We start from the raw sequence: 16100 nt of genomic DNA on the forward strand, positions 1-16100 counted from the left end.
ATGGTGCGGGTGCTCGTGGCCAGTCGCAACGCGAAGAAGCTGCGCGAGTTGCAGCGCGTCCTCGACTCCGCCGGAATCGACGGGATCGACCTCGTCGGCCTCGACGCGGTGCCGCCCTACGACGAAGCGCCCGAGACGGGCGCGACGTTCGAGGAGAACGCGGCCGCCAAGGCGCGCGACGGCGCAGCAGCAACCGGAATGCCGTGCGTCGCAGACGATTCCGGTATCGAGGTCGACGCGCTCAATGCGATGCCCGGGGTGCTGTCCGCCCGCTGGTCGGGACGGCACGGCGACGACCACGCCAACACCGAACTGCTGCTCGGGCAGCTGCAGGACGTCCCCGACGAGCGGCGCGGCGCGGCATTCGTCTCCGCCTGCGCCCTCGCCGTCCCCGGTGACGACGGCGAGATCGCGGTGCACGTCGTGCGCGGGGAGTGGCGCGGCGCCATCGTCCACAGCCCCCGCGGTGGCAACGGGTTCGGCTACGACCCGGTGTTCCGGCCGGAAGGCGAGGACCGCACCGCAGCCGAACTCAGCGCCGAGGAGAAGGACGCGTCGTCGCACCGCGGGCGGGCGCTGGCGCAGCTCGTACCGGACCTCGCCGCGCTCGCGCGCTAGAGGACCGTCGCGCCGAGCTGGGATTCGAGCGGAGAATCGGAATCCGCCTACGCCGTGGCGTGGGCGGATTCCGGTCGATCGCGTAAATATGGGCCGGCGTCAGACGCCGAAGTCGGACTTGACCTGCTTAGTGCGCTGGTGCTCGACGAAGAACGACAGGAACGGGATGGTGCCGGCGAGGAGGGTGCCGATCGTGCGGCCCGCGGGCCAGCGCACCTTGATCGCCAGGTCGAGCGTGAGCACGAGATACACCGCGTAGACCCAGCCGTGGACCACGGCGATCCAGCCGGGAACGTTCTCGACCTTCAGGATGTACTTCGCGACCATCTCGCCGGTGAGCACGAGCAGCCACACGCCGGTGATCCAGGCGAGCGCGCGGTACCGGGTCAGGGCCGAGGCGATCTTCTTCCGGTCGGCTTCCGGTCGGGACTGCGGCGCGGTCGAACCGCCCGTCTGGTCGGGTGCCTGCTCGGGGGTCGTGCTCACTGAGCGCTCCTATCGGACCTGCGCGCCAGCTGCGCGAGGTAATCGTTGTACTCCAGCATCTGCCGGGCCTCGGGGTCGTCCGGATCGACATCCGCATTCGGGTCAATCTGTGCTCGGGGCCGCTGGGGGAGGAGATCCTCGGGAATCTCGGTGGGTTCCTTCGGTTCCGACGCGCGCGGCGCTCCCGTGGCCTGACTCTCGGCGTCCTCGGTCTCGAGCTTCACGAACCGGCGGTAGGCGTAGATGCAGAAGAAGGCGAACGCGGGCCACTGCAGTGCGTAGCCGAGGTTCTGGAACGTGCCGCCCACTGCCTCGAACCGCGTCCACTGCCAGAAGCCGAGACCGAGACAACCGGCCGCGGCGACCGTCACCAGTACGACGAGGGCAAGGCGACGCGGCGGACGGTTTTCGGACACGTCATCAAAAGTACCCGAGCGGCCCCTCGACCTGCCAAGAGCGGTCGAGGGCCGTGGGGGAGGTCACGTGGTGCGCGAGGGGGGACTCGAACCCCCACGTCCTTTCGGACACCTGGACCTAAACCAGGCGCGGCTGCCGTTACGCCACTCGCGCAAGCACGTGTCACATTACGCGATATCGCTGTCCGGGCACGATTCGGCACTCCGATCCCCGAAGCGCCGCCGCCCGGCCCAGGTAGGCGTCTGGCTGTGGCAGTTGGGGCAGAGGAAGCGGACGTTCTCGGGACGGGAGTCGTTCGGATTGCCGTCGATGTGGTCGACGTGGAGCGTCAGGCTCCTCCCGTTCCAGTGTGGCTCGATGCCGCACGATTCGCACTGGTGGGGACGGCCGGACTCGAGCAATGCCCGGCGAAGCATCTTGGGTTTCGCGCGGGCCGCGCCGATTGGTTTGCAGACGAGGACAGCGGTCCATTCCATGCGGTTCCGCGGCGGTCGGCCAATCATGTGTCCTTGACCTGTGAAGTGGGAGGTGTCGATTCCGAACTTCTTGATTCGCCGGCTCAGATGCGCGTGAGCACCGCCGCTCGGGACCAGTCCGAGATAGCGCATGACCCCCGCCACGCTCACCGACTCGGCCACGGCCTCCTCCAGGACTTCCCGCGTGTACTTCATCCATACCCCCCTGGATCGAATGTGTGTTCGATACGAGGATCGTATCCGGCTGTTCTGACAAACCGCGGAAAACGCCCTCATGCACGCGTTTCACGGCCCGTCAAGATGGTAACGATTGTGTAACGATAAACGTGAGGCTTCCCTCAGGTTGATGGACGTCCACGTAGCCGTGCAGCCTGCGCCGACTCTCCCTACCGGCGAGTCACTTCTCTCGGCCGCTGTGAGTGATCTCACGCGCCCTTCCGCTGCCGGTAACCCGCGCGGAACAAAACATGAGGAACCCCTCATGATTTTGTGTCACTCTTGGGTAGCCCGAACGAGCAGATCAGAGCCATCAGAACGCCAACGGCGGCGCGGGCGGCCAACGAGAGAACCACGCCCTCGAGGTGTTCAGGAGAGGAACTACACGCGTGACGATCGACGAGACCACACCAGCCGACAACGGACGGAACTCGAAGGCATCACGACGCACCAGCGACCGGGGGATCGGCCCCGCCTCCCGAAAGGGTGCGCTGGTCGACAAGCTCCTCGCCGGGGAGCCGTACGCCCTCGCCTTCGGTGGCCAGGGTGCCCCGTGGCTCAGCTCCCTCGAGGAGCTCAGCCGCGACAACGGACTCGAGCCGGTCCTGACCGAACTGGTCAACGAGGCCGACGCGCTGCTCGCGCCCGTCGCACACGACCTCGTCGTGGTGCGCCCGAGCGGCTTCGACCCCATCGCCTGGATGCTCGAGCAGGAAGTCGCCGACGAGGACGAGACGCCCGTCGCCGGCCCCTCCGAGACCACACTGACCTCCGCCGCGGTGTCGTTGCCCGGCGTGTTCCTGACCCAGGTGGCCGCGCTGCGCGCGCTGGCCAATCAGGGCCTCGACGTGACCGCGCAGGCCCCGGCCGCCGTGATCGGCCATTCCCAGGGCGTGCTCGCCGTCGCGGCCACCGAGGCCGCCGGCGCCAAGGACGGGCAGATCCTCGCGATCGCCCAGCTCATCGGTGCCGCTGCCACCCTCGTCGGCCGCCGCCGCGGCATCATCGCGGGCGCCGAGCGCTTCCCGATGCTCGCCGTCGCGAACGTCGACCCCGAGCGTCTGCGCGCCGTCGTCGCCGAGGTCTTCGCCGACCAGGATCCGCAGCGTTCCGCGGTCGTCGCCATCCGCAACGCCCGTCGCCGCGTCGTGCTGTCCGGCCCGCCGGCCGCCCTGGCGCGCGTGCAGCAGCGCTGCGAGGAGATCTCGGCCGCGGAGACCCGCGAGCGTGAGGCGAAGAAGCGCGGCGGTGCCGTGTTCGCCCCCACCTTCGAGCCGGTCTCCGCCGAGATCGGATTCCATCACCCCGCGCTGGCCGACGCGGTCGAGCAGGTCGCCGACTGGGCTTCTCGCTGCGGCCTGGACGCCGACCTCGCCCGTTCGCTGGCGCAGGAAGTGCTCGTCGACCCGGTCGACTGGGTCGCCCTCGTCGACGACGCCGTCGCGGCCGGTGCCTCGTGGATCCTGGATCTGGGTCCCGGTGAGCTGCTGACGCGTATGACCAGCTCGGGCCTGCGCGGCCAGGGTGTGGGCATCATCGCCGCCGCCACCCGCGGTGGTCAGCGCAACCTGCTGACCCCGGGCGCCGAGCCCGAGGTGCCGCAGCCGTGGTCCGCGTTCGCGCCGAAGCCGGTCACCCTGCCCGACGGCCGCCAGGGCGTCGAGACGTCCTTCACGCGCCTGACCGGCCGCTCGCCGATCCTGCTGGCCGGCATGACGCCGACCACCGTCGATCCGAAGATCGTCGCCGCCGCGGCCAACGCCGGCCACTGGGCCGAGCTCGCCGGCGGTGGCCAGGTCACCGAGCAGATTTTCGCCGACCACGTCGAGGAGCTGAAGGGGCTGCTCGAGCCGGGCCGCGCCGTGCAGTTCAACTCGATGTTCCTCGACCCGTACCTGTGGAAGCTGCACGTGGGCGGCAAGCGGCTCGTGCCGCGGGCCCGCGCCGCGGGCGCGCCGTTCGACGGTGTGGTCGTCACCGCCGGCATCCCCGAACTCGAGGAAGCCGTCTCGATCATCGAGGAGCTGACCGAGGCCGGCATCAGCTACGTCGCGTTCAAGCCGGGCACCGTGGCGCAGATCCGCTCGGTGATCCGCATCGCGAACGAGGTGCCGAACTACCCGGTCATCGTCCACATCGAGGGCGGCCGCGCCGGCGGCCACCACTCGTGGGAGGACCTCGACGACCTGCTGCTCGCCACCTACGCCGAGCTGCGCACCCGGTCCAACCTGGTGCTGTGCGTCGGCGGTGGCATCGGCACCCCCGAGCGGGCCGCCGACTACCTGACCGGCCGCTGGTCCACCGCCCACGGCTTCCCGGCGATGCCGCTCGACGGCATCCTGGTCGGCACCGCGGCGATGGCGACGCTCGAGGCGACCACGTCGCCCGAGGTCAAGCGGATGCTCGTCGAGACCCCCGGCACCCCGGACTGGGTCGGCGCCGGCACCGCCTCCGGCGGCATGGCCTCCGGCCGTAGCCAGCTGGGCGCGGACATCCACGAGATCGACAACGCGGCGTCCCGCACCGGCCGCCTGCTCGACGAGGTCGCCGGCGACGCCGAGGCCGTGGCCGCGCGCCGCGACGAGATCATCGCTGCGCTGGACGTCACCGCGAAGCCGTACTTCGGCGACGTCGCCGAGATGACCTACGGGCAGTGGCTCGCCCGCTACCTCGAGCTCGCAGTCGGCTCGCAGGAGGTGGCCGACGCGGCCGAGAACCCGTGGATCGACGTCACCTGGCGCGAGCGCTTCCGCGAGATGCTGCAGCGTGCCGAGTCCCGTCTGCATCCGGCCGATCGTGGCCCCATCCCGACGCTGTTCGCCGACGACGCGGCCCTCGACCGGCCGTACGCGGCGCTGGCGACGCTGACCGGGCAGTTCCCGGATGCCGATTCGGTGGTCCTGCACCCGGCCGACGTCCCGTTCTTCGTCGCGCTGTGCCGCACCCCGGGCAAGCCGGTGAACTTCGTGCCGGTGGTCGATCAGGACGTGCGTCGCTGGTGGCGGTCCGATTCCCTGTGGCAGGCCCACGATCCGCGCTACAGCGCAGATCAGGTCTGCATCATCCCGGGCACCGTCGCCGTCGCGGGCATCACCCGCGCCGACGAGCCCGTCGGTGAGCTGCTCGACCGGTTCGAGAAGGCCACCGTCGACGAGCTGGTCGCGGCCGGCGTCGAGCCGGTGCAGATCGCGGCTCGTCGTCACCAGGACTTCGCGTCCGGTCTGCTCGACGCGGTGCTGTCGGCTCCGGATGTGAACTGGGCCGGCCGCCAGACCGTGAACCCGGTGCACCGCCTCGGTGACCTGGACGAGTGGTCCGTCGAATCCGACACCGCCGCCGTGCACGCCGCGACGGGCGCCACCCTGAGCGTTCTCGACGCCGAGCACGTGGGCCTGACGGTGCCGCTCGCGGGGGACAAGACCGTCGAGATCCGCCTGACCGTGCCGGCCACCGTGCACACCGGTGGCGCTCCCGTCGTCACCGCGGAGGACGCGTCGGCGTCCATGTCGGCGCTGCTCGGTGTCGCCGCGGGCCAGGAGCTGCCCGCTGTGAAGAAGGGCGCAGCCCGCATCACGCTCGGCTGGCTGCCGGAGAAGATCGCCGACCATGCCGGTGTCACGGGTTCGGGACTGCCGTCGACGCTGACCCCGAGTACCCACGGTGTGCCCGACGTCCTCGTCGGCGCGTGCTGGCCGGCGGTGTTCGCCGCGCTCGGCGCCGCGCAGACCGACGACAGCCTGTCGGTGATCGAGGGCATGCTCGACCTGGTCCATCTCGACCACGCCGTCGACGTGAAGGACGGTCTGCCGACCGAGCCGTCGATCCTGGGTGTCAAGGCCGAGGTGCAGGACGTGGTCGACACCGACCTCGGCCGGGTGGTCGAGGTGCATGTCGAGATCACCGCCGACAACGGCAACGGTTCCGGGGACGCCACGGTCGCGACGCTGATCGAGCGCTTCGCGATCCGCGGCCGCACCGGTAAGGCAGAGCTGGCCGATCCGGTTCGCGCCGGCGGTGCCGTGAGCGAGGACGCGGTGGAGACCCCACGTCGCCGCCGCCGCGACGCCGTGATCGTCGCCCCGATCGACATGAGCGCCTTTGCGCGTGTCTCGGGCGACCACAACCCGATCCACACCTCGGACAACGCTGCCCTGCTGGCCGGTCTGGGCACCCCGATCGTGCACGGCATGTGGCTCTCGGCCGCCGCCCAGCAGGTCGTGACCGCCCTCGAGTCCGACGCCAAGCTGCCGGCCCGCCGCCTGACGGCGTGGACCGCCCGGTTCCTCGGCATGGTGCGCCCCGGCGCGCAGATCGACGTGCGGGTCGACCGCATCGCGACCGACCGCGGCGCCGAGATCGTCGAGGTGGGCTGCCGCGTGGACGGCGACCTGGTGATGGTCGCCACCGGCCGCACCGCTGCCCCGCGCACGGTGTACGCGTTCCCCGGCCAGGGCATCCAGCGTCCCGGCATGGGCCTGGACGCCCGTGCCCGCAGCAAGGCCGCCCGGGAGATCTGGGATCGCGCCGACAAGCACACCCGAAAGGCCCTGGGCTTCTCCATCCTGGCCGTGGTGCGCGACAACCCGACCGTGCTCAAGGCCCGCGGGGTCACCCACAAGCATCCGGACGGCGTGCTGCACCTGACCCAGTTCACGCAGGTCGCGATGGCGACCCTGGGCGTCGCCCAGATCGCGGAACTGCGTGAGGCCGGCGCCTTCGTCGAGGGCGCGTTCCTGGCCGGACACTCGGTGGGCGAGTACAACGCCCTCGCCGCCGTGGCCGGGGTGCTGCCGCTCGAGGCGGTGCTCGAGGTGGTGTTCAGCCGCGGATCGGCGATGCACGCCCTCGTGCCGCGCGACGAGCACGGCCGTTCGGACTACCGCATGGCCGCGATCCGCCCGTCGCAGTTCGGTGTCGCCGACGCCGATCTCGAGGCGTTCGTCGCCGGGGTCGCCGAGGAGACCGGCGAGTTCCTGCAGATCGTCAACCTGAACCTGCGCGGCTCGCAGTACGCGATCGCCGGCACGGTCGCCGGCCTCGAGGTCCTCGAGTCCGTGATCGAGCGCAAGGTCGCCGAGTTCGGTGGCAAGCGTGCGTTCATCCTGGTCCCGGGGATCGACGTGCCGTTCCACTCGACCGTCCTGCGCGGCGGCGTGGACGACTTCCGGGAGCGCCTGCTGAACCTGCTGCCCGAGCAGATCGATCCCGACATCCTCATCGGCCGCTACATCCCGAACCTGGTGCCCAAGCCGTTCGACCTGGGCCGGGAGTTTGTCCAGGAGATCGCCGACCTGGTGCCGTCCGAGCCGCTGGCCGAGGTCCTCGCGGACTTCGACACCTGGGCGGCCGATCGCTCGAAGCTGTGCCGCGTCGTGCTCGCCGAGCTGCTCGCGTGGCAGTTCGCGTCCCCGGTCCGCTGGATCGAGACGCAGGACCTGCTGTTCGCCGACGAGGCCGACGGCGGCCTGGGCGTCGAGCGGTTCGTCGAGGTCGGCCTCGGTGCCGCCCCGACGGTGGCGAACCTGGCGTCGCAGACGCTGAAGCTGCCGGGCCGCTTCGGGCAGCCGGTCGAGGTGCTCAACATCGAGCGCGAGGCCTCGGTCGTGTACTCCACGGACGTCGATCCGGCGCCGGTGGAGGACGACGAGCCGGCCTCGGCCGAGACGTCCGCGGCCGCCCCGGCTGCGGCTGCCGCTCCGGCCGCCGCACCTGCCGCTCCGGCGGGTGGCCCGCGTCCGGACGACATCGCGTTCAAGGCCGCCGACGCCACGAAGGTGCTCATCGCCCTGTGGACGAAGCTGCGCCCGGATCAGGTCGGTCCCGCCGACACGATCGAGGCGCTGTGCGACGGTGTGTCCTCGCGGCGCAACCAGCTGCTCGTCGACCTGGGTTCGGAGCTGTCGCTCGGTGCCATCGACGGTGCCGCCGACGCCGACATGGGCGCGCTCGCCGCCACGGTCGATCGCCTGGCCCGCACCTACCGGCCCTTCGGTCCGGTGCTGTCGGATTCCGTCAACGACCACCTGCGCAAGGTGTTCGGTCCGTCGGGCAAGCGTCCCGCCTACGTCGCCGACCGCGTCACCAAGGTGTGGGGCCTGGGCGAGGGCTGGGCGTCGCACGTGACCGCGGAGGTCGCGCTCGGCAGCCGGGACGGTTCGTCCGTCCGCGGCGGTGCGCTCGGCGGCCTGTCCGACGGCACGCTGTCCGACGGCGGCGCCGTCGACAAGCTGATCGATGCTGCGGTGCAGTCGGTCGCCGGCCGCCGCGGTGTCGCGGTGTCGATGCCGTCCGCCGGTGGCGGCGGCGGTGCCACCGTCGACGCTGCCGCGCTCGGCGAGTTCGCCGAGGGCATCACCGGCTCGAACGGTGTGCTCGCCAAGACCGCGCGTCTGATCCTGTCCGAGCTGGGCCTGGCCGACGCGGCCTCGGACCTCGCGGACAAGGCGGACACGGAACTGGTCGACCTGGTCTCGGCGGAGCTGGGCTCCGACTGGCCGCGGCTGGTCGCGCCGGCGTTCGACGCCCGCAAGGCCGTGCTGATCGACGACCGGTGGGCGACGGCTCGTGAGGACCTGGCCCGCGTGTGGCTCGGTGCCGAGATCGCCGCGGAGCGCTTCGCCGGTGCGGGCGCCACGGTGGCTGCGCACGCCATGTTCTGGGCGGGCAAGGCCACCGAGGCCGGCCGCACGGAACTCGCGCGGACCTTCGAGGCGATCGCGACGGCTGCCCGGCAGACCGGCGACGCCGAGTACGCCGGCGAGGTCGCCGTCGTCACCGGCGCCAGCAAGGGCGGGATCGCGGCCGCGGTCGCGGCGAAGCTGCTCGCCGGCGGCGCGACGGTCGTGGTCACCACCTCGAGCCTGAACGACAGCCGCCTCGGCTTCTACAAGGAGCTGTACGCAGGCAACGCGCGGTCCGGTGCGGCCCTGTGGGTGGTTCCGGCCAACATGGCGTCCTACTCCGACGTCGACGCCCTGGTGCAGTGGCTCGGCACCGAGACCGTGGAGACCGCGGGCGGCGCCAAGAAGCTGATCAAGGAGGCCCTGACCCCGACGCTGCTGTTCCCGTTCGCCGCGCCGCGCGTGGTCGGGTCGATGGCCGACGCCGGTGCCCGCGCCGAGATGGAGATGCGGGTCCTGCTGTGGTCGGTGGAGCGCCTCATCGCGGGGCTGGCCGACATCGGCTACGACCGCGACGTCGACACCCACCTGCACGTCGTGCTGCCGGGTTCGCCGAACCGCGGCAAGTTCGGCGGCGACGGTGCGTACGGCGAGGCGAAGGCCGCGCTGGACGCGATCGTCAACCGCTGGCACGCCGAGCGCACGTGGGCCGAGCGGGTCACCCTCGCTCACGCCCTCATCGGCTGGGTCCGGGGCACGGGCCTGATGGGCGGCAACGATCCGCTGGTCGAGGCCGCCGAGGCCGCCGGTGTGCGCACCTGGTCGACCGACGAGATGGCCGTCGAGCTGCTGAAGCTCGTCACCGCCGGCTCCAAGGAGTCCGCTGCGGTCGAGCCGCTGGTGGCGGACCTGACCGGCGGCCTGTCCGAGGCCGACATCGACCTGCCGGCGCTGGCCAAGCAGGCTCAGGAGGAGGCCGAGGCGCAGGCCGCGGCCGAGACCGAGTCCGACGAGGTCACCATCGCGGCGCTGCCCGCGCCGCCGCGCCTGGACGCGACGGCGCCCGCGCCGGAGTGGAAGCCGCTCGACGTCGATCCCGCCGATCTGGTGGTCATCGTCGGCGCCGGCGAGCTCGGCCCGTACGGCTCGGCCCGCACCCGCTTCGAGATGGAGGTCGACGAGGAACTGTCGGCCGCCGGTGTGCTCGAGCTGGCCTGGGTCACGGGTCTGGTGGCATGGGAGAACGATCCCACCCCGGGCTGGTACGACGCGGAGACCGGCGAGCTGGTGCCCGAGGCGGAGATCGCCGACCGGTACCACGATGCGGTGGTCGAGCGCTGCGGCATCCGCCGCTACGGCGACGACGGCGCGATGATCGACAATGCGGCGCCGCTGCTGACCTCGGTGTTCCTGGACAAGGACCTGTCCTTCGTGGTCGGGTCCGAGGCCGAGGCCCGCGCGTTCGTCGACGCCGACCCGGAGAACACCGTCGCGCAGTCGGTTCCGGACAGCGGTGACTGGACCGTCACCCGTAAGGCCGGCACCGAGATCCGGGTGCCCCGCAAGATGAACCTGACGCGCACGGTCGGTGGCCAGATCCCGACCGGGTTCGACGTCACCAAGTGGGGCATCCCCGCCGACATGGCCGAGTCCGTGGACCGGGTGGGCCTGTGGAACATCGTGACCACGGTGGACGCGTTCCTCTCGAGCGGTTTCACCCCGTCGGAGCTCATGCGCTGGGTGCACCCCTCGTACGTGGCGAACACCCAGGGCACCGGCATGGGCGGCATGACCTCGATGCGGTCGCTGTACATCGACACGCTGCTCGGCGAGTCCCGCGCGAACGACATCCTGCAGGAGGCCCTGCCGAACGTCATCGCCGCGCACGTCGTGCAGTCGTACGTCGGTGGCTACGGCGCGATGGTGCACCCGGTGGCGGCGTGCGCGACGGCCGCGGTGTCGGTCGAGGAGGGTGTCGACAAGATCAAGCTGGGCAAGGCGCAGCTGGTCGTCGCCGGCGGCTTCGACGACCTCGGTATCGAGGGCATCGTCGGGTTCGGTGACATGTCGGCCACCGCGAAGTCGGACGACATGACGGCCAAGGGCATCAGCGATCGCCGGTTCTCCCGCGCCAACGATCGCCGGCGCGGTGGGTTCGTCGAGTCCGCCGGTGGCGGCACGGTCCTGCTCGCCCGCGGCGACCTGGCACTGGAGATGGGCCTGCCCGTCCTCGGTGTGGTCGCGTGGGCCGGCTCCTTCGCCGACGGCGTGCACACCTCGATCCCGGCCCCGGGCATCGGTGCCCTCGGCGCCGGCCGCGGCGGGCTCGAGTCGGGCCTGGCGCGGGAGCTGCGCAAGCTCGGTGTCACCGCAGACGACATCGCGGTGATCTCCAAGCACGACACCTCCACTGCGGCCAACGACCCGAACGAGGCGGAGCTGCACGAGCGCCTGGCGGGGTCGCTGGGCCGCAGCGACGGTGCGCCGATGTTCGTGGTGTCGCAGAAGTCGCTGACCGGTCACGCCAAGGGCGGCGCGGCGGCGTTCCAGCTGATCGGCCTGTGCCAGGTCCTCAGCCAGGGCATCGTCCCGCCGAACCGCAGCCTGGACTGCGTCGACGACAAGATGGCCGGGTTCGAGCACCTGGTGTGGCCGCGCACCCCGCTCCGCTTCGGCGAGCAGTACGCGCTCAAGGCCGGTCTGCTGACCAGCCTCGGGTTCGGCCACGTGTCGGGGCTGATCGCGGTGGTCCACCCGCAGGCGTTCGTCGAGGCGATCCCGGCGGAGCGCCGGCAGGCCTACGTCGAGCAGGCTCAGGCCCGCGCCGTCGCCGGTAAGCGCCGCCTCGCGGAGGCCATGACCGGGGGTGCGGCCCTGTACCAGCGGCCCGCCGACCGCCGCTTCGGCGGGGACTCGGTGCCGGCCGACGCGGCACGCCAGCTCGAAGCGGACGTGCTGCTCTCGCCGCAGGCACGACTGGGCGACGGCGACGTGTACCGTTCGGGTCTGCCCGGCTGCAAGTAGCCGCCGGCCGCACGGTCACAGAGAGCGGGTCACAGGACGGATGGGAGTTGCGGGGATCGGGTTCGACCTGGTCACGGTGTCGGAGTTCGAGGAGCAGCTGGGCCGCGCAGGCACGGCGATGCTCTCGAACTTCACGCCGGGCGAGCGTCGGGACGCGAACACCCGCAGCTCCCGTCCCGGCCGCCACTTCGCGGCCCGGTGGGCTGCGAAGGAGGCGCTGATCAAGGCGTGGTCGGCGTCGCTGTTCGGCAGCCCGCCGGTGCTGCCGGAGACCGTGCACCGGCAGATCGAGGTGGTCTCCGATGCGTGGGGCCGACCCGGGATCCGGCTGCACGGCGATGTCGCCGCGCACCTGACCGGGGTGCGGATCCACGTCTCGCTCACGCACGACGGAGACATGGCGGGGGCGTTCGTCGTGCTCGAGGAGGACCCACAGGCGTAGGGCCCGGGTGGTGGTTTCAGGCGGAGGAAGTGCGGACTTCCTCCGCCTGTTGCGTTTCGGAGTCGCGGTCGTCGGCCCGGCGGGACTCCTCCGCCCGGGCGGCCTCTTCGCGGCGCTTGCGCCGCTTGGCGCTCGTCCGCGACTCCTTCTCGGCCACCATCAGGTACGCGCCCATCAGCCGCTTGAGTTCGACGACCGCGTCGGCGTGGCTCTGGTTGTCCTGCACGGAGAAGTTCAGCATCGAGTACACGACGTGCACGAGCACCTCGGCCATCAGGGTGCGGCGCTCGCGCGGGGTGTCGGGCATGAGCGGAGCCAGCATCCGCGCGATCTGCTCGGCGAACTCCTTCTCGTGGATCGCGCCGGTCGCCCGCGTCGACGGGGTGGACTGCATCGCGAGCCACACCTCCCGCCGCGACGGGTCCGACATCCACAGACCGGCGAGATGGTCGACGAAGGCGTTGAGGAACCGCAGCCAGTCCACGGACGGGACGACGCCGTCGAACTTGGCGAGTTCGTCCTGCACGCCCACCAGGTCCTGCCGGTTCAGTTCACAGACGATGACGTACTTGTTGGCGAAGAACTGGTAGAGGGTGCCGATGGGTACGTCGGCCCGGGCGGCCACCTCTTCGCAGGTGAACGACTCGAAGCCGACCTCGGTGAGCAGTTCGCGGGACGCGGCGAGCAGCGCGTCGAACTTGCGCCGGCTGCGCTCCTGCGTCGGGCGGCGGCGCGGCACGAGCTCCTGGGGCGCCGCCTGGACCTCCAGCGCCGGGTCGATTCGGCGTGGGGTACGGCCGCGCTTCGTTGCAGACTCCACGCGCCCAGGCTAGCCGGAGGTTGTCCGAATTCCGAACTTCTAGCTGTGAGGGCGAGTCCCAGCTAACACCTCCGGAGTCGCCGTCGGCTCACTTGACGAGGGTGAACTGCATGACGTCGATGTGGCCGGTCCGGAAGTGCTCGGCGGAACCGTTCAGGTACTTCATGAACCGCGCGTACATCTCCTCCGACGACAGGGCGATCGCCTCGTCGCGGCGGGCCGACAGGGCCGCGGCCCAGTGTTCGAGGGTGCGGACGTAGTGCGGAGCCAGGGCCTGGATGCGTTCGACCCGGAACCCGGCCCGCTCCGCGCCTTCGACCACGGTCTCGGGCTGCGGCAACTGCCCGCCGGGGAAGATCTCCCGTTTGATGAAGATGTGGAACAGCGCGTTCTCGCGGGTCACCGGGATTCCCCGCTCGCGCAGTGTGGTGAGCCGGTGCCCCACGATGGTGTGCAGCAGCATCCTCCCGTCCGGCGGCAACATGTCGTGGCACTTGGTGAAGAACTGGTCGTAGCGTTCGCTCCGGAAGTGCTCGAATGCGCCGATGCTCACGATGCGGTCCACCCGCCCGTCGAATTCCTCCCAGCCCTGCAGGCGCACGTCCACGGTGCGGGGGCCGGGCAGTCGCGCAGCGAGGTCGCGGACGTGCTCGTACTGGTTGCGGCTGAGGGTGAGCCCGATCGTGTCCACGTCGTAGTGCGTGGCCGCGCGCAGCATCGTCGAGCCCCAGCCGCATCCGACGTCGAGCAGTGTCATGCCCGGGTGCAGGTCGCACTTGCCGAGCGACAGGTCGACCTTCGCGGCCTGGGCCTGCTCGAGCGTCATGTCGTCCCGCTCGAAGTATGCGCAGCTGTAGGTCATGGACGGATCGAGGAACAGGGTGAAGAACTCGTCCGAGAGGTCGTAGTGGGACTGGACCTGCCGGTAGAAGGGCGTGAGTGCGGTCTGCGGACTGGGTGGCATCGCAGTGCCTTCCGTTCGAGGGTCGGCCGGCCCCCTGCCTCTTGTGGACCGTTCCGCCCGTTGGCGACCCCGACATCGCGAAATGTACGCCGGAAACCGGCGGGACGAGCATGCTTCGATCCGGACGGGCTGTACCCGTACCGAAAACGAGACACAACGATCGGGAGGTGCCGTGGACGTCGCGGAGATGTGCGAGCGGGTGCGCCGGCTCATGCCGGCGGCACGCGAGGACCTCGAGGAACTGGTGGCCTTCCGGTCGGTGGCGGATCCGCGTCTGTTCCCGCCCGAGCAGTGCGTCGCGGCCGCGGAATGGGTGCGCGACGCGTTCGCCGCCGTCGGCATCGAGGGCACGGAGCTGATCGAGACCTCCGACGGCTCCCTCGCGGTGTTCGGGCACACCCCCGCACCGCCGGGGGCGCCGACCGTGCTGCTCTACAGCCACTACGACGTGCAGCCCCCGGGCGACGAGTCGCTGTGGCACAGCCCGCCGTTCGAGCTCACCGAACGCGACGGCCGCTGGTACGGCCGTGGCGCCGCGGACTGCAAGGGCAACCTGGTGATGCATCTGCTCGCGCTGCGGGCGCTGCGTGAACTCGGGCCACTGCCGGTGGGGGTCCGGATCGTCGGTGACGGCTCGGAGGAGACCGGCGGCGGTGGTCTCGAAGACCTCGCCCGGGCACGGCCCGAGTTGTTCGCCGCCGACCTGGTTCTCGTCGCGGACTGCGGTAACGCCGAGGCGGGACGGCCCACCCTCACGACGTCGCTACGCGGCCTGGCGAACGTCGTCGTCCACATCGAAGCCCTGGCCGGGGAAATCCACTCGGGGCAGTTCGGCGGCGCGGCCCCCGATGCCCTCGCTGCGTTGGTACGCCTGCTGTCGAGCCTGCGCGACGAGGCCGGCGACACCGTGATCGACGGCCTCGACTCCCACGGCACGTGGGCGGGCGAACCCTATCCGGACCAGACGTTCCGCGCGGATGCCGGTGTACTCGAGGGGGTCTCGCTGCTCTCGGCCGGGACGGTCGCCGACGCCGTGTGGGCGCGGCCCGCCGTGACGATCCTCGGAATCGACGCGCCCCCCGTCGTCGGCTCGGCGGCCGCGGTCGTGCCGCGCGCATCCGCGCGGCTGAACCTGCGGGTCCCGCCGGGGACGGATCCGCTCGCCGCGCAGGATGCCCTCGTCGCGCACCTGCACGCGCACGCGCCCTGGAACGTGCGGGTACGGGTCGACCGGGAGGGTGTGAGCGAACCGTTCCGGGCGGCGACCGACGGGCCGGGATACGCCGCGCTGCGACGGGCGCTCGCCGCTGTCTACGGACGCGAGGTCGGCACGGTCGGGCAGGGCGGCTCGATCCCGCTGTGCACCGTGCTGCAGCAGGTGCTGCCGGACGCGGAGATCGCGCTGCTGGGCGTGGAGGAACCCGCCGCCCGCATCCACGGGCCCGACGAGAGCGTGGACCCGTCCGAACTCGAGCGCATGGCCGTCGCGGAGGCGCTGGTGCTCGCCTCACTCGGCCGGTGAGCGGGGAGTCAGACCGACAGGTCGCGGCGCAGTTTCGCGACGTGCCCCGTGGCGCGGACGTTGTACTGCGCGACCTCGATCCGGCCGTCCTCGTCGACGACGAACGTCGAACGGATCACCCCGGTGACGGTCTTGCCGTACATCTTCTTCTCGCCGAACGCACCCCATGCCGTCAGCGTGGCCTTGTCCGGATCCGACAGCAGCGGGAACGTCAGCTGCTCGGCGTCCCGGAACTTGGCGAGCTTGGCCGGCTTGTCGGGGGAGATGCCCACGACGGCGAGCCCGGCGCCGTTCAGGTCGGCGAGACTGTCGCGGAAATCGCAGGCTTGCTTGGTGCACCCGGGAGTGCTTGCCGCGGGGTAGAAGTACACGATCACCTTGCGTCCGCGGTAGTCCGACAGGGACACCTCGTTGCCGTCCGCGTCGGGGAGGGTGAATTCGGGAGCCGTGTCGCCGGGAGCGAGCCTGCTGCTGTTTTCCGTCACCTCCGAGAGG

The 16100-nt window shown here is 71.1% G+C and carries 10 protein-coding genes and 1 tRNA gene; 4 read left to right on the forward strand and 7 right to left on the reverse strand.

Annotated features, from left to right (window positions below; all coding sequences use genetic code 11):
• A complete protein-coding gene (rdgB, locus tag AC2IPW_RS09335) occupies positions 1-618 on the forward strand; it encodes an RdgB/HAM1 family non-canonical purine NTP pyrophosphatase (RefSeq protein ID WP_054374480.1) in 618 nt (205 codons plus the stop codon).
• 99 nt (positions 619-717) lie between these two features.
• Here rdgB and AC2IPW_RS09340 read toward each other — a convergent pair whose 3' ends face one another.
• The 4 genes from AC2IPW_RS09340 to AC2IPW_RS09355 form a co-directional block, all read right to left on the reverse strand.
• A complete protein-coding gene (locus AC2IPW_RS09340) occupies positions 718-1104 on the reverse strand; it encodes a DUF3817 domain-containing protein (protein WP_486376743.1) in 387 nt (128 codons plus the stop codon).
• Entirely contained in the window at positions 1101-1520 is a 420-nt protein-coding gene (locus AC2IPW_RS09345) for a transcriptional regulator (RefSeq protein WP_486376744.1), read from the reverse strand. Before AC2IPW_RS09345 ends, AC2IPW_RS09340 begins: the two co-directional genes overlap by 4 nt.
• Positions 1521-1588: 68 nt before the next feature.
• Positions 1589-1674: transfer RNA gene (locus AC2IPW_RS09350), tRNA-Leu, on the reverse strand.
• Positions 1675-1688: 14 nt separating this feature from the next.
• Positions 1689-2192, reverse strand: a complete 504-nt coding sequence (locus AC2IPW_RS09355; RefSeq protein ID WP_486376745.1) for an HNH endonuclease — start codon at positions 2190-2192, stop codon at positions 1689-1691.
• A gap of 410 nt (positions 2193-2602) precedes the next feature.
• Between AC2IPW_RS09355 and AC2IPW_RS09360 the strand changes: the two genes are divergently transcribed.
• Together AC2IPW_RS09360 and acpS are read left to right on the forward strand one after the other, a co-directional pair.
• Positions 2603-11857 carry a fatty acid synthase subunit beta domain-containing protein gene (locus tag AC2IPW_RS09360; RefSeq protein ID WP_486376746.1) on the forward strand — a complete coding sequence of 3085 codons (9255 nt, stop codon included), beginning with the start codon at positions 2603-2605 and terminating at the stop codon, positions 11855-11857.
• Between the two features lie 40 nt (positions 11858-11897).
• Positions 11898-12299, forward strand: a complete 402-nt coding sequence (gene acpS, locus AC2IPW_RS09365; RefSeq protein WP_054373802.1) for a holo-ACP synthase AcpS — start codon at positions 11898-11900, stop codon at positions 12297-12299.
• A 16-nt stretch (positions 12300-12315) separates the two neighbouring features.
• Here acpS and AC2IPW_RS09370 read toward each other — a convergent pair whose 3' ends face one another.
• Positions 12316-13119: a TetR family transcriptional regulator gene (locus tag AC2IPW_RS09370; RefSeq protein ID WP_040784145.1), complete on the reverse strand. Its 804-nt coding sequence runs from the start codon at positions 13117-13119 to the stop codon at positions 12316-12318.
• Between the two features lie 88 nt (positions 13120-13207).
• Positions 13208-14083: a cyclopropane mycolic acid synthase family methyltransferase gene (locus tag AC2IPW_RS09375; protein WP_416063304.1), complete on the reverse strand. Its 876-nt coding sequence runs from the start codon at positions 14081-14083 to the stop codon at positions 13208-13210.
• 187 nt (positions 14084-14270) lie between these two features.
• Here AC2IPW_RS09375 and AC2IPW_RS09380 point away from each other — a divergent pair, with 187 nt between their 5' ends.
• A complete protein-coding gene (locus AC2IPW_RS09380; protein WP_486376988.1) occupies positions 14271-15605 on the forward strand; it encodes a M20/M25/M40 family metallo-hydrolase in 1335 nt (444 codons plus the stop codon).
• An 8-nt stretch (positions 15606-15613) separates the two neighbouring features.
• Here AC2IPW_RS09380 and bcp read toward each other — a convergent pair whose 3' ends face one another.
• Complete coding sequence (bcp, locus tag AC2IPW_RS09385; protein ID WP_486376747.1) at positions 15614-16090, reverse strand: thioredoxin-dependent thiol peroxidase; 477 nt, start codon at positions 16088-16090, stop codon at positions 15614-15616.
• Positions 16091-16100 lie beyond the last annotated feature (10 nt).

It is taken from the genome of Rhodococcus sp. NS-SX18 (assembly GCF_057367935.1).

Coding starts and splice junctions, on each gene's coding strand:
- acpS (WP_054373802.1), top strand. CDS start 11,898: ATGGGAGTTGCGGGGATCGGGTTCGACCTGGTCACGGTGTCGGAGTTC.
- AC2IPW_RS09380 (WP_486376988.1), top strand. CDS start 14,271: ATGTGCGAGCGGGTGCGCCGGCTCATGCCGGCGGCACGCGAGGACCTC.
- AC2IPW_RS09355 (WP_486376745.1), bottom strand. CDS start 2,192: ATGAAGTACACGCGGGAAGTCCTGGAGGAGGCCGTGGCCGAGTCGGTG.
- rdgB (WP_054374480.1), top strand. CDS start 1: ATGGTGCGGGTGCTCGTGGCCAGTCGCAACGCGAAGAAGCTGCGCGAG.
- AC2IPW_RS09375 (WP_416063304.1), bottom strand. CDS start 14,083: ATGCCACCCAGTCCGCAGACCGCACTCACGCCCTTCTACCGGCAGGTC.